The sequence below is a fragment of the Paraliobacillus sp. PM-2 genome (assembly GCF_001368815.1).
In the GTDB taxonomy this organism is placed as follows: domain Bacteria; phylum Bacillota; class Bacilli; order Bacillales; family Amphibacillaceae; genus Paraliobacillus.
Genome location: NZ_CTEI01000003.1, coordinates 65532 through 79908, shown reverse-complemented (window position 1 = coordinate 79908; position 14377 = coordinate 65532). Strand labels below are relative to the sequence as shown.

Annotated in this window: 17 protein-coding genes; 13 read left to right on the top strand and 4 right to left on the bottom strand. The window is 36.3% G+C overall.

Features of this window, described 5'->3' with window-relative positions; genetic code table 11:
- Position 1 precedes the first annotated feature (1 nt).
- Positions 2–631 (top strand): thiamine phosphate synthase, encoded by a 630-nt coding sequence (gene thiE, locus BN1058_RS12975; protein ID WP_090858537.1) that lies wholly within the window; start codon positions 2–4, stop codon positions 629–631.
- A gap of 54 nt (positions 632–685) precedes the next feature.
- Here thiE and BN1058_RS12970 read toward each other — a convergent pair whose 3' ends face one another.
- From BN1058_RS12970 to BN1058_RS12960, 3 genes are all read right to left on the bottom strand, one after another.
- Positions 686–1390, bottom strand: coding sequence for an ABC transporter ATP-binding protein (locus BN1058_RS12970; RefSeq protein ID WP_090858535.1), 705 nt, complete (start codon positions 1388–1390; stop codon positions 686–688).
- Positions 1391–1395: 5 nt separating this feature from the next.
- Complete coding sequence (locus BN1058_RS12965; protein ID WP_369688262.1) at positions 1396–3039, bottom strand: ABC transporter permease; 1644 nt, start codon at positions 3037–3039, stop codon at positions 1396–1398.
- Positions 3040–3184: 145 nt separating this feature from the next.
- Positions 3185–4258, bottom strand: a complete 1074-nt coding sequence (locus BN1058_RS12960; protein WP_255307079.1) for a Fe(3+) ABC transporter substrate-binding protein — start codon at positions 4256–4258, stop codon at positions 3185–3187.
- Positions 4259–4493: 235 nt separating this feature from the next.
- Between BN1058_RS12960 and BN1058_RS14620 the strand changes: the two genes are divergently transcribed.
- From BN1058_RS14620 to BN1058_RS12930, 6 genes are all read left to right on the top strand, one after another.
- A complete protein-coding gene (locus BN1058_RS14620) occupies positions 4494–5504 on the top strand; it encodes a GNAT family N-acetyltransferase (protein WP_090858529.1) in 1011 nt (336 codons plus the stop codon).
- Positions 5505–5506: 2 nt separating this feature from the next.
- Positions 5507–6217: a nucleotidyltransferase domain-containing protein gene (locus BN1058_RS12950; RefSeq protein WP_090858526.1), complete on the top strand. Its 711-nt coding sequence runs from the start codon at positions 5507–5509 to the stop codon at positions 6215–6217.
- A 37-nt stretch (positions 6218–6254) separates the two neighbouring features.
- On the top strand, positions 6255–6779 hold the full coding sequence (locus BN1058_RS12945; protein WP_090858523.1) for a type 1 glutamine amidotransferase domain-containing protein: 525 nt from the start codon (positions 6255–6257) through the stop codon (positions 6777–6779).
- 79 nt (positions 6780–6858) lie between these two features.
- A complete protein-coding gene (locus BN1058_RS12940) occupies positions 6859–7344 on the top strand; it encodes a DUF456 domain-containing protein (protein WP_090858520.1) in 486 nt (161 codons plus the stop codon).
- Between the two features lie 24 nt (positions 7345–7368).
- Entirely contained in the window at positions 7369–8172 is an 804-nt protein-coding gene (gene thiD / locus BN1058_RS12935) for a bifunctional hydroxymethylpyrimidine kinase/phosphomethylpyrimidine kinase (protein ID WP_090858517.1), read from the top strand.
- A 259-nt stretch (positions 8173–8431) separates the two neighbouring features.
- Positions 8432–8860, top strand: coding sequence for a DUF4064 domain-containing protein (locus BN1058_RS12930; RefSeq protein ID WP_090858514.1), 429 nt, complete (start codon positions 8432–8434; stop codon positions 8858–8860).
- 35 nt (positions 8861–8895) lie between these two features.
- On the opposite strand, the gene BN1058_RS12925 is transcribed toward BN1058_RS12930, so the two are convergent.
- On the bottom strand, positions 8896–9678 hold the full coding sequence (locus tag BN1058_RS12925) for a carbon-nitrogen family hydrolase (protein ID WP_090858506.1): 783 nt from the start codon (positions 9676–9678) through the stop codon (positions 8896–8898).
- A gap of 249 nt (positions 9679–9927) precedes the next feature.
- On the opposite strand from BN1058_RS12925, the gene BN1058_RS12920 reads away from it, so the two are divergent.
- The 6 genes from BN1058_RS12920 to ddlA all read left to right on the top strand — a co-directional run bounded on the left by BN1058_RS12920 (position 9928) and on the right by ddlA (position 14371).
- The gene (locus tag BN1058_RS12920; protein WP_176694523.1) at positions 9928–10464 is read left to right on the top strand and encodes a CueP family metal-binding protein; all 537 of its coding nucleotides are present in this window, start codon (positions 9928–9930) and stop codon (positions 10462–10464) included.
- Between the two features lie 136 nt (positions 10465–10600).
- On the top strand, positions 10601–10969 hold the full coding sequence (locus BN1058_RS12915; protein WP_090858500.1) for a GntR family transcriptional regulator: 369 nt from the start codon (positions 10601–10603) through the stop codon (positions 10967–10969).
- Positions 10970–10987: 18 nt separating this feature from the next.
- Complete coding sequence (locus BN1058_RS12910) at positions 10988–11845, top strand: ABC transporter ATP-binding protein (protein WP_090858497.1); 858 nt, start codon at positions 10988–10990, stop codon at positions 11843–11845.
- A gap of 2 nt (positions 11846–11847) precedes the next feature.
- The gene (locus BN1058_RS12905; RefSeq protein ID WP_176694522.1) at positions 11848–12477 is read left to right on the top strand and encodes an ABC-2 transporter permease; all 630 of its coding nucleotides are present in this window, start codon (positions 11848–11850) and stop codon (positions 12475–12477) included.
- An 18-nt stretch (positions 12478–12495) separates the two neighbouring features.
- Positions 12496–13164, top strand: coding sequence for an ABC-2 transporter permease (locus BN1058_RS12900; protein ID WP_090858491.1), 669 nt, complete (start codon positions 12496–12498; stop codon positions 13162–13164).
- Between the two features lie 103 nt (positions 13165–13267).
- On the top strand, positions 13268–14371 hold the full coding sequence (gene ddlA / locus BN1058_RS12895; protein ID WP_090858488.1) for a D-alanine--D-alanine ligase: 1104 nt from the start codon (positions 13268–13270) through the stop codon (positions 14369–14371).
- Positions 14372–14377 lie beyond the last annotated feature (6 nt).

Sequence of the window (14377 nt, the reverse complement as noted above, 5' to 3'; positions counted from 1 at the left end):
GATGTTTCAAAGAGAACATTTAGCTGTGTATTTTATTATGGGTAGTAATAATGTTGGTGATAAAGATCCATTAGCGGTTTTAAAAGCTGCTCTAGACGGTGGCATTACGATGTTTCAATTTAGGGAAAAAGGTAGCGGCGCATTAACTGGCAAAGACAAACGCTTATTAGCAGAAAAAATGAAAGCATTATGTGGACAATACCATGTGCCTTTTATTGTGAATGATGATGTAGACCTTGCTATTGAAGTGAAAGCAGATGGGATACACGTCGGGCAGGAGGATGCCTCTATTGATGAAGTGAAACAGCGTTGTCCAAACTCATTTATTGTTGGCGTGTCTGCAACAAATGTAATAGAAGCGGAACAAGCCGCTAAAGCTGGTGCAGATTATATTGGTGCAGGTCCTGTTTTTGCTACAGATACAAAAAGAGATGCAAAGGCACCTATTGGATTAAAGGGGTTACAACAGATGAGAGGGATAATTGGTGATACACCAATGGTTGCAATTGGAGGCATTGCTGCTTCTCATGTATCTTCTATTCGATCTGCTGGCGCTGATGGTGTATCTGTCATTTCTGCTATTAGCTTAGCCGAAGATGCAGCTAGCGCGGCTAGTCAATTACACGTATGAAAAAGCTCATAGTATAATAGCAACTTCATCACCTACCCACTTAATGAAAAAGTTTTAAGCATGCACTTTTTCATTAAGTGGGCTTAGCATATCACAGGGTCTACCCGATTTAACCATTTTTCCTTCGTTTAAAATCACCATTTTATCAGCCAAAGTTCTTGCATCATTTTCGTCATGCGTAACAAAGATGGAAGTTGTTCCTGTCTTTTTGAGAATTACTCTTAATTCTTCTCTGATCTTATATTGTAAATTTGCGTCTAAATTACTGAAAGGTTCATCAAATAACAAAAGCACGGGATTAGGAGCTAAAGCCCTGGCTAAAGCTACACGTTGCTGTTGACCACCACTCAGTTCATGAGGATAGCGTTTCTGATAATCAGATAAGTTTACTAAATCAAGTACTTCCTCTAATCGTTGTTGCACTTGTTTACGCCCCCATTTTTTTAATCCAAAGGTAATATTCTTGGCAACTGTCATATGTGGAAATAAAGCATAATCTTGAAAGACCATACCAATCCCACGCTTTTCAGGCAATACAAAATCACTTTTACTGAAGAGAAACAAATCGTCTACTTTAATGGAACCGCTAGAAGGGACTTCTAAACCAGCTAGCAATCGTAGGATTGTACTTTTTCCACTGCCACTTTCTCCGAGAATGGATAAGATTTCCCCCTTGTTTAAATCAATAGAAAAGTGATCGACTGCTATCTTTTCTGTTTTTTTATATGTGAAACATAGATCTTTAATTTGAATGTACATTAGGATTACTCCTTTTCCATAATATAATGTAAGAAAAAGATAAAAATACCACTGATTACAACGATAATAATAGAAGGTATTGCCGCTTCTTGGATCATTTCATTTCCGGCATATTGGAACGCCTTGGTAGCCAATGTTTCAAAATTAAATGGCCTAAGTATTAACGTCAAAGGTAATTCTTTAATAATTTCAACCCAAGATAAGATGAATGCACTAAATACGGCGCTTTTTATTAATTTTAAATCCACTTTGAAAAATGTTTGTGTCATCGTCATTCCTAACATTCTCGATGCTTCAGTATAATGGTTTCCATGTTTTGCATACCCAGCTTCAATGGAGTTGTAACCAATTGCTAAAAAGCGAATGACATATGCAAAGCATAACAATAAAAGACTAGTACTTAAAGTTAATGTTTGATTGATACCGAGTAAATCATAAAAGGAACGAAGGAATTTATCCAAACCAATAAATATTGTCAAAACCCCAATGGCAATTACTGCACCAGGTATGGAATAACCGAGAATAACAAACTTTTCCGAAATTTTGGAAAACAACCCATTATTTAACCTTGTAAAGTTACCAATTACTAAAGCAATGATTACAATTGCAATGGAACCGACGCTTGCTACAAAAATGGAGTTTTTAATTATTTTAAGAAATTCCTGATAAGGAACTGCATCATAAGCCATAAATACCCATATGACCAACTGTGCAAAAGGTATTAAAAAAGCAAATGTAAAAATACCTCCACAGTAAAAAAGAGTTATTCCTGCTTTCCATCCAGTTAATTTTATTGGCTGAAGAGGGCGCATCTTCGTAGTTGTTGAACTATATTTTTTTCTACCGCGCAATATTTTTTCTATTATTAGAAGAAAAAGAACGATTGCCATTAACGTACCAGCTAATTTTATTGCCGATTCGAGGTCGCCTAATCCAAACCACGTTTGAAAGATAGCAGTACTGAGCGTTTGAATGCCAAAGTATTTAACAACACCGTAATCATTTAAAAATTCTAAAATAACAAGACTCACGCCGCCAACTATTGCTACACGAGAAATCGGTATAACAATGCGAAAAAAGATTTCAAATGAACTACTACCTAGTAATCTCGCATTTTCAATAATCGAAGCAGATTGTTTTGCAAGAAACGCACGTGTGATCATAAATACATAGGGAAATAAAAACATCGTAAAAATAAAAATAGCTCCCGGTATGTTCATAATGTCGAAATACTTTTGATTTACTTGAATCGCAAACAAATCACGCAACGTTGTTTGAATGATTCCGGTGTAATTTAATAGACCATGGTAAGTATAGGCACCTATATAAGGTGGAATAGCCAATGGTAAGATTAGTCCCCATTTTAGGAATCGTTTCATTGGGAAATCGTATGCAGAAACAAGCCATGCTAGACTTACACCAATAACGATTGTAAGAACCCCAAGGCAAGCTAACATGATAAAAGTAGTAACTAAGTATTCTTGCAACATATACGTTTTTATGTGTTCCCAATTTTGATTTGGTTCAGAAAAAAGTTGGAGAAGAATAGTTAAGTTTGGTAGGAGGACAATGAGAACGAATAGGAACGTTAACATAGACCAACCATTAATATGAATAAATAGTTTTTGAATTCGTTTGATGGTAGACACACCCTTGCAATCTAAGTTAAACATATATTTTTTCTTGTAAAGTTTAGTCGTGTCAGTCGAATATTGCAAGCAAATCTTTCACGAATAAAACAGATTGCCCCACCCTATGTTAATGGATGAGACAGTCTGTGTGAACATATATTTTTTATTTCCAACCAACTTCATTAAAAATCATCACTGCTTCAGCGTTGTTTTCACCAAGCTTAGTTAAATTAATGTCTTGTTCTTTAAATTTACCCCAAGATTTAAGTAAATCAGATACTTCTGCATTTGGATTAACTGGATACTCGTAGTTTGCTTCAGCAAAACGTGCTTGAGCTTCTTCACTAGATAGGAATTCGATCAACTTTATAGCATTGTCTTTGTTTTTTGCGTGCTTTGTTACACCAAGACCACTAACGTTAACATGCGTTCCTGTTGTTTCTTGATTAGGGAAGAAAAGCGATAGCCCTTCAGCAACTTTTACTTCCTCTGGATCTTCAGAATGTAACATCTTTCCGAAATAGTAGGTGTTGATAACTGCAATATCCCCTTCTCCAGCTGCAATACCTTTCGCTTGATCTCTATCTCCACCTTGTGGTTTACGAGCCATGTTTTCAACGATACCATTTGCCCATTCTTTCGCAGCATCTGCTCCATTTAATTCAATGAAAGAGGCTAGAAGTGATTGGTTATAAATATTTTCAGAAGAACGAATGAGTACTTTCCCCTGCCATTTATCATCCGTTAGTGCTTCATAAGTTGAGAGCTCTGATTCATCTACACGGTCTTTCGCATATACCATTACACGAGCACGTTTCGTTAGACCAAACCATTGATTATCTGCATCACGAAGATTTTCAGGAATGTTATTGCTAATGGTTGTACTTTCTACTGATTGTAATAGGCCTGCTTCTTTGGCGCGGAACAAACGGCCTGCATCAGCAGTAAAGAATAGATCGGCCTCTGTTGCTTCGCCTTCACGATTTAGGCGCTCAATTAATTCATCAGAGTCACCTTGTACTACATTTACTTTGATACCTGTTTGTTCTGTAAATGTTGCAAAAAGTTCATTATCAGAATCATAGTGACGACTAGTGTACAAGTTTACAACGCCACTTTCTGCATTCTGGTTACCTTCCGCTGAATTATCTTTCTGTTCTTTCTCTCCACATGCAGATAAAACAAGGACAGCAGTTAGTAATAATACTAGTCCGAGTAACAAACGATTTTTATTCAATTTAAATCCCCCTATGTAATCTCTTAAATGATATTGATTCTCAATATCATTTTACTGATAATTATATTTAAGTCAATGCTTTTTAATAAAAATTTTTAGGAATGTTATTAAAAACCTTTACGATATTGCGTGTGAAATTTTCACAAATATATGGTATACCTAAAGTAAAGTTGTATTTTTCTATCCAGTTTTATAGCGATATGCTATCGTGAAAGAGAGAGGAGGAATACATACAATGTTCAACTATACCATTGATGAGGAAATATATTTGAAACAGTTGGAGCAATCAGATGCAGAAGCAATCTTTTATTTAACTGATCAATCACGAACTTATTTGAGGAAGTGGTTGCCGTGGGTAGATGTAACGAAAAGCGTACAAGATACAATAGATTTTATACATGCGACGATTAAAGGGTATGCAGATAACAAGTCATTAAACACAGCTATTATTTTTCAAGGTCAAATCGTTGGAGTAGCTGGTTTTAATTCCTTTGATTGGACAAATAAGACGGCTCATATTGGCTATTGGCTTGGGGAACGTTATCAAGGGAAAGGGATTATGACCCGAGTTGTTTACGGTCTGACAACTTATGCATTTAAAGAACTAGCAATGAATCGTGTAGAAATTCGCGCAGCAATATACAATCAGAATAGCCGGGCGATTCCGGAAAGGCTAGGATTTACATATGAAGGTAGGTTGAGACAGGCAGAAAGAATAGATGGATGTTTTGTGGATCATGCCATTTATAGCATGTTGGCAGCAGAATGGCTACCACAGCAGGAAAAAACTCTGATGGAAAATTATATTCTTGATCTTCGTAAATATGTTGGTACAAAACCGTTAATCATGGCGGGTGCTGGAGTGATGGTATTTAATGATAAACAGGAAGTATTACTTCAGCTTCGCTCAGATACGCATGATTGGGGATTACCAGGTGGCGCGATGGAAATTGGTGAAAACTTGGAACAGACAGCCAAAAGAGAATTATTGGAGGAAACTGGTTTGCATGCAAATCAGTTAACCTTTATCAAATTGCTATCAGGGGATCATTTATATGATAAATACCCGAATGGAGACCAAGTGTATCATGTTATCTCACTGTTTAAAACGAATGATGTGTCAGGAGAATTACAGATGAATGATGGGGAAAGTGAGGCACTTTGTTATTTTTCAATGGAAAATTTACCTACTCCACTGCATAAAATAACCCAAATCATGCTTAAAGCATATCAAAAGGGTGACTAAATGTGGAGAGAAAATCAGCATTTGAAACAGCAGTACTTTTTGTAGAACACTATTTTCCGAATTGTAGTGCAGCAATTTTAGCAGGGAGTGTCGTGCGCAAAGAAGCAACAAGTACTTCTGATTTAGATATCGTCATTATAGATGATACAATGGACCATAGTTATCGTGAATCACTGGTAGCTTTCGGATGGCCGATCGAATTGTTTGTGCACACCACAACTTCCTATTCTTCTTTTTTCGCAATGGATGCAGCTAGTGGTACACCTCATTTACCTCGGATGGTTGCAGAAGGGAGTATTATTCGAGATAATGGCATCGTATCGGTGATGCAAACAGAAGCGCAACAAATCATTGCAAATGGACCAGCAGTATGGTCAGATCAAACGATCAAGATACAGCGTTATACATTAACTGATCTTGTTGATGATTTTATTGGGGCGACAACGCGACAAGAAGCGATTTGTATTGTGCTAAGTTTAGCAGCTACATTACATGAATTTTATTTGCGAATAAATGACCAATGGGTTGGAGAATCGAAGTGGATTTATCGAGAATTAAAACGGTATGATCAAGGCTTTGCTGAACGTTATATCCATGCATTAGAAAGCTTTTATAAAAAGGGAGAAAAAAAGCCGCTGATCGATTTAGTTGATGAAGTGTTAGCACCATATGGCGGCAGATTGTTTGAAGGTTTTTCTTTGGGGAAAGAATAACAGTATAGGTTGTTAAGTTAAACAAAGGAGGGGTTACATGCGTCTTGCTAATAAAAAAATTATTGCATTAGTAGAAGATGATTTTGAAGATTTAGAGCTTTGGTATCCTGTACTTCGTCTACGTGAGGAAGGAACAACGGTAGATTTAGTAGGAAAAGAAGCAAATAAAACCTATAATGGAAAATATGGCGTGCCAGCAACATCGGATAAAGCTTTTACAGATGTAGATGTGTCATCCTATGATGGGATCCTTGTACCAGGTGGTTGGGCACCAGATAAATTGAGAAGATACCAAGAAGTGATTGACTTCATAAAACATATGGATAAGATGAAGAAGCCAATTGGTCAAATCTGTCATGCTGGTTGGGTATTAATTTCAGCTAACATTCTACAAGGGAAACAAGTAACGAGTACACCAGGCATCAAAGATGACATGACCAATGCTGGGGCAACGTGGCATGATGAAGCGGTAATTGTTGATGGACATATTATTTCTAGTCGTCGTCCACCAGATTTACCACCTTATGTCAAAGCATTCGCTGATAAATTAGCAGAAAACTAAATTTTCAGGTTAGTAAGGATGGAGTTGTCGTTATCGACAACTCCATTTTCTACTTCAAACTAGCGAAGGGGGAGTGTATATGGTGGATATCATTATTTGGATGTTAATTATTGCAAGTTTTATTTTGAGCTTTGTTGGAATAATCTATCCGATCATTCCTTCGCCACTCGTTTTGTGGATAGGCTTTTTCTTGTATTATTTCACTTTCAATTCAGATTTTAATTGGATATTTTGGACATCAATGGCTGTCTTGACGATTATACTAATTGTCTCAGATGTTTTTGCAAATGGCTATTTTGTTAAAAGATATGGTGGCAGTAAATGGGGAGAGCGAGCAGCTGGTGTAGCTGTGATTGTTGGTTCATTTATTGTTCCGCCATTTGGTATCTTAATTGTTCCATTTGTGGTGGTTATTTTGATTGAATTGATGCAAAAACGAACAGGTAAAGAAGCGATTCGAGCTGCGATAGGGTCATTATTTGGCTTTTTAGGTGGCGTTGCTGCAAAAGTGTTCATTCAACTGATGATGATCATTTGGTTTTTTGTCTCTTTAGCCATCTGGTAATGCAACGGGAAGGAAGGATTTAACATGAAAGCACGCGTATTAAGTATTGCAGGATCCGCTGCGCAAGGAAGTGCAGGGATTCAAGCGGATTTAAAGACTTTTCAAGAGTGTGATGTATATGGCATGGCTGCAATTACAGCAATTGTAGCTAATAACAGTAAAACAACACAAGGAATTTTTATCCATGATAAAGAAATGGTAAAGGCGCAATATGAAGCAGCTTTGGAACATGTCGGTGTCGACACGATTAAAACAGGAATGCTTTTTTCAAAAGAACTCATTGAGGAGATTGCTACTTGGTTACAAGATTGTCCTACAAAACAGATCGTAGTAGATCCGGTGATGATCGGTAAAATGGGTTCGCAGCTTTTAGCAGATGATGCGATTGTAGTCTTAAAGGAAAAATTAATACCTTTAGCAACGATTATTACACCAAATTTACATGAAGCAGGGAAATTATTAAATAGAAAAACGATGATTCGTAGCGTAGTAGATATGGAGAAAGCGGCCAAAGAGCTTTTCAAATTAGGACCAAGCTACGTATTAATCAAAGGTGGTGCGTTGAAAGACCAAGCGATTGATGTGTTGTTTGATGGGGAGCGGTTTAACTATTATGAAAAGCCAAGAGTGCGTACGATTCATACAAGTGGGGCTGGCTGTAGTTACTCTTCTGCAATTGCAGCTGAATTAGCTAAAGGAAGAGACATGGAAGAGTCGGTACGATTAGCAAAAGAATTTGTTCATGCCGCTATTCGCCATTCCCTATCCTTTGGTAGGGGAGTTGGCTCAACTAACCATGCTGCAAGGAGAAACTATGGTGTGGAATGATGGTTGCTATTACAAATGATAGCAGCTGATAATTTTATAAATTAAATAGTCTAAAAGCCTTATCTTTATTAAAAATGAAACAATTAATTCATTATATCCGTAAGTATATTTAGTCTTGGCTGTAGTCTAGAAAAAAAGAATGAGTTTGACTTTCTCTAACACTAGATTATTGGTATATTATATACTGTTCATCGTAGTTACTTAGTGGTCATTTACAAGAAGAGATATTGCAGGACAATAAAAAAAGGAGAGTTTTAAGATGAAACGAACAGTAGAGATTATATTAGGGATTATTGGAACGCTTATTTATGGTATTGCCGCAATTCTGGGCGGTTCAATGCTTTTGATGAGAAAAAATCCAGAGACAATTGAAGAGATTTATACAGATATGGTCGAACAAAATCCAGAAGTAGCACTACCAGATTTTCAAACATTTATTGAATCAATGGGAGCTGGAGCGGTTATTTTAATTGTTGTTTCCTTAGCTGCAATGATTGCTGGTATTGTAGCGATAGTATTCCTTAAAGGAAATAAAAAACCAAAAGCAGCAGGGATCCTGTTCATTGTATCTGTTGCAGTTGTAACGATATTGCCCGTAGGAATAAGTATATTCACAGGAATATTTTATCTTGCTGCAGGAATTATGTCACTTATGCGAAAACCAAAAGAAGAAATCGCCAGCCTTTAATGAGAATGGGACAGGGGGTCAGGCCCCGTGTCCCATTATTGATAGATATCTGGGCGGCGATCATCAAAAACGGGGATCGTTTTACGAATGTTATCCACATCTGTTAAATTAATGGAACATCGTAGCATTTCCTCTTCTGTGCTAGCTTCTCTGATTACTTCTCCCCATGGATTAATGAACATTGAATGTCCACCAAATGTATTATTTGGATCTTCTCCAACTCTATTACAAGCTATTACATAGCACTGATTTTCTATCGCACGGGCCGTTAATAAAGTCTTCCAATGATCAATCCTCACCAATGGCCATTGAGCAACGACAAAAAGCATTTTTGCTCCATCAACCATGTTTGTGCGAATCCATTCTGGAAAGCGGATATCGTAGCAAATTACACCAGCACTTGGTTCATTTTCTAATGTAAATAAGCCAGTATGATTCCCCTCTATTAAAAACTTTTCTTCATTCATTAAGCGAAAAAGGTGGGCTTTTTCATATTCCGAAACAAATTCTCCTTTTCGATTAATAACCAACATGGTATTGGTTACCCCTTCTGGCGTACGTTTTGCTACAGAACCACCAACAATATTTACATGATAATGTTTAGCTAATTGTGTTAAAAACGCAATGGAATCTTGGGCATTCGTATCAGCAATTTCATCTAGTCGATTTAAATCGTATCCAGTAGTCCATAATTCAGGGAGAACGACAATATCAACATCTGAATTGATATATTTGAAGTACTGTTCCATCTTCTTTTTATTCCCTTCTGGATCACCAAATACAATATCTGTTTGAAGTAAGGCAATACGTAGACTCATTTGAAAATCAGCTCCTCTTATCTGTGTAATGCTGTATTATCCCACCAAAAGTAAGCGTTGTCAATTAAGTAGCCTATTGTTTCTCTTATAAGGTAGGTAGTGTGTTATAAGCAGGTAGTCTATTTCAGTTATATTACAATTTTATTTTTTTAAAAGTTGTCACAGTATGCTACTACATAAAATGATAGAATAAAAAGGAAGAATGAAGAGAATAATAAACTTATAGTTAATCCAAGAAAGGAGATTGAAATGAGACGAATTCGAACGAGCTTGTTTATTGCAGCAATTTTTGTCATCGGCATAAGCGTTTATATATACATGAATACAGAGGGGGAAAACGAAGCAACGGAACAGGTGAATGTAAAAGAATTAGTAGCAGATTATAGTAGTAATCAAACGACTAGGGAAGCTGCATCTATTAACTCAGAGCAATTAATTGTTAAGAATAGTAATAATAACGAAACAACGTATCAACTTCCAAGTGATGAATTTTTTGTTTCTATTGCTCCTTATGTTCATGCAACACATCCATGTGCAGTTCATAGTTTAACAGGTTGCCAAGGTGAATTAGCAAATGCGTCATTTGCTATTTATATTGAAGATGCCGAGGGGAATACGATTGTAGATAAAACGATACAATCACAAGCAAATGGTTTTATTGATCTATGGTTACCACGAAATAAAGATTATGATGTAACGATAAGTTATGACGGAAAACAAACAACTGCAAGCATTTCTACATTTGAAGGAGACAATACTTGTATCACAACGATGCAATTAGCTTAATAAACGGCGAGATCGTCGAACAGTTCAGTAAATAATACTGAACTGTTTTTTTATTTGTTTTATATTGACAAATATATCACAGTTGTTTATATTGTACATATACTATATATACAATATAAACAGTGAGGTGATACGTATGCATATCCTGCTGTCTAACACCAGTAAAGAACCGTTATTTCAACAAATAAAAGAACAAATTAAAAAACAGATTTATCAAGGAGAATTAAAAGAAGGAGAGGCGCTTCCTTCGATAAGGTTGCTTGCTAAACAGTTGCAAGTAAGTGTTATTACAACAAAGCGTGCTTATGAAGATTTAGAAAAAGAAAGATTTCTGGTTTCTTCTGTAGGAAAAGGAACCTTTGTAGCAGGCCAGCAACCACATGTTTTAAAAGAACGACAAATACGCGAACTAGAAAATGATTTAGAACAGATCGTTGAAAGAGCACAACAAATCGGCTTAACGAAGCAAGCAATGATTGAACGAATTCATTTATTTTTTGATTAATAGAATGGGGGCTTCCAAATGGATGTTATTGAAGTGAGGAATGTTTCGAATCGATTGGGTCAATTTCGAATAGAAGATTTGAATTTTTCCATACCAAAAGGCTATGTTACTGGATTTATTGGTCAAAATGGTAGCGGAAAGACAACAACCATTCAAATGATAATGGATGTGATTCGACCGAAACAAGGCGAAATTGAAGTCTTTGGGTCATCAAACACAAATCCAGAAATGAAGCAGCGAATTGGATTCGTTTATGATGAATTGTATATGTATGACAATTTCACCATTAGCCATATGCATAAATTCATTGCGCCATTATATGAGTCATGGGATGATTCGCTGTTTGAACGTTATCGTAGGGCATTTGAATTGCCGATGAAGCAAAAATTAAAAACATTTTCAAAAGGGATGAAGATGAAAACGTCATTACTTTTTGCATTAGCACATGACCCAGAACTACTTATTATGGATGAACCAACAGCAGGATTAGATCCCGTGTTCAGGAGAGAACTGATGGATTTGTTACAGGAACTTATGCTTGATTCGCAGCGAACAATCTTCTTTTCGACACACATTACCAACGACTTGGATCGGTTAGCTGATTACATTGTATTTATCGATAATGGACGGATTAAACTACAAAAAAGTATGGCAGAGATAGAAGAGGAGTTTCATTTAATAAAAGGGACGAAAGAACAACTTACTGCCATTGGACGTGATGCGTTTTTAGGATTGCGTGAAACAGGGCAAGGATTTACGGGTTTATTTCAAGGGGATAGTACGCCGCTTGCTTCGGGCAATCAAGAGATGGTAGTTGAAAAACCATCACTAGAAGATATGATGTATTTGATGAAAGGTAAAAAGGGGGCGTGGTAGCCGTGAAATATTTTCAGTTAGTGATCGGTCTGTACTGGAAAGCTTATATACCTTTCTTTTTGCTAAACATCTTACTGTTTTTCGTTTTGCATTATTTAAATATATCACCATATGTTTTGCTATTGTTTGTAAACTTACTCATGTTTTATTCGGTTGCAGAAAGGCAGGAGAGGTTTCACATCCAACGATTTGTCTTAAGCTTACCGATTTCAAGATTGGCTTATGTACTCCTCTATTATGTGTTTATTTTACTCTATATTACTTTAGTAGGTTTATTAATGTGGGGTGGATATGAATTACTGCATATTTTTTCATCCGACCGATTTACGTTACAAGAGATTGGATCACATGTGTTTGTTTACGTGTTATTTATTGTCATGCTAGCAAGCATCTTTATTCCTTTATTTTTTCGTTTTAAACCAGAAACAATCGAAGCTAGAATCGCTTTCTTTGTTTCACAACTTGTTTTATTTACAACATTTATCTTAGCCAATCCAGGTGGGGATTTTCCAGTAGATTATTTTGCGCAAAATCAAGAGAAACTTATTGGTTTTAGTATTTCTTGCTTCGTTGCGTTTGTTGTATCTTTTGTATGTTCAAGACAACTAGTGGAGAAAAAAGTAGTGCTTTAATGATAGGAGGTTATTTATTTGCAAACAATCATGATGTTATGGCGGAAAGACTTATCGATTATTTATAAAGTATTTTTAGGGATGTTCGCTGCTATATTTTTCTTTGGTGCTGTAGGGCAGACTGTCCTAACGGTTACGGTTTTTATTGTACTGTTTTGTTTTTCTATATTTAGAGAAGATAGAAACAACCAGATCAATATTTTTATTAAGAGCTTACCTATAAGTACAAGAAAGATTGTTTACAGTCGATACGCTTTTTTGCTTATTTCTGTTGTTCTATTTATGACATTTCTAAAATTTATGAACATGTGGGCAACTGTTTCTAGAGGAAAAGGGGCTTCTGCATTTGTCTTTCTATTTAGAATACAAGATTTCGTTTTCACATTTGCTATTGTATTGTTTGTTTTAAGTATTAGTTTACCACTATTCTATTTCTTTCAAAAAAAGTTGGCTGTTGATGTATTGTTATTTGTTTGGCTTGCAATGTGGATTTTTGTTGAATTTAATGCTGATCGATTTGCTAAACAACAAACGCAATATGGTTATCTAGAAAGAACAACCTACGGAACATCTGATTGGCTAGAAATGATCATGCCATTTTCACCTAGTGTAAGTATGATTTGTGCATTATTATTGTATGGCTGTTCCATGCTACTTACCGAGCAGATTCTCACACGCCACTCATAATGCAGATGATTTTTCGAGAAAAACCTTTCTCAAAACAAGCTTCAATATGGTATCTTAAATATAAGTGACGTGTAAAGTATGTTTAGAAAGAAGGAGCAAAAAAATGGCAAAAATTAAAGTTGGAATTGTTTTCGGTGGTAAATCTGCTGAACATGAGGTTTCGCTCCAATCAGCAAAGAATATCGTTGATGCAATCGATCAATCAAAATATGAAGTGGTATTGTTAGGAATAGATAAACAAGGGAAATGGCACATCAATGATCCATCCTCTTATTTATTACATGAAGAGAATCCAAAGTTAATTCAATTGAACAAAAGTAACCAACAGGTGGCGGTTGTTCCTGGTGAAGCAGAGGCGCAGTTAGTAAATGTGTCCAACACAAATCCGCTTGACCAAGTAGATGTGGTTTTTCCAATTGTACACGGGACACTTGGCGAAGATGGTAGTATTCAAGGCATGATGCGCATAGCTAATCTTCCATTTGTGGGAACAGATGTATTAGGTTCTGCTGTAAGTATGGATAAAGATGTTGCGAAACGTTTGCTGCAAGGAGCGGGAATCGCGGTTGCTAAAGGAGTGACTTTTAGAAAAAGTAAGCAAGAGGAGCTGAATTTTGAAGAAGTCAAAGCAGCGTTAGGATTACCGATGTTTATTAAACCAGCAAATCAAGGTTCGTCTGTTGGTGTTAGTAAAGTACGTGATGAGAAAGAATTCTACCAAGGCATGAAAGATGCGTTTCAATATGACCATAAAGTGCTAGTAGAAGAAGCGATTATTGGGCGTGAAATTGAATGTGCGGTTCTTGGAAATGAAGATCCAATCGCTTCATTGCCAGGGGAAATTTTACCACAGACAGATTTTTATTCCTATGAATCAAAATATATTGATGAAACAGGGGCAGAGCTTGCTGCACCAGCTGATTTGTCTGAAGCGTTAACCAAAAAAGTACAACAAGCGGCAGTAGATGTATTCCAGACATTGGATTGTGAAGGCATGGCTCGTGTGGACTTTTTCTTACAAGAAAATGGTGAACTAGTTGTTAATGAGGTCAATACGCTTCCAGGATTTACTAAGATCAGTATGTATCCAAGATTATGGGATATAAGTGGCATACCGTATCCAGAATTAATCGATCGTTTAATTACGTTCGCAATGGAACGACACGATCGTAATAATCAGCTTAAGAATACAGTGCTGGGTGACTAGTAATAA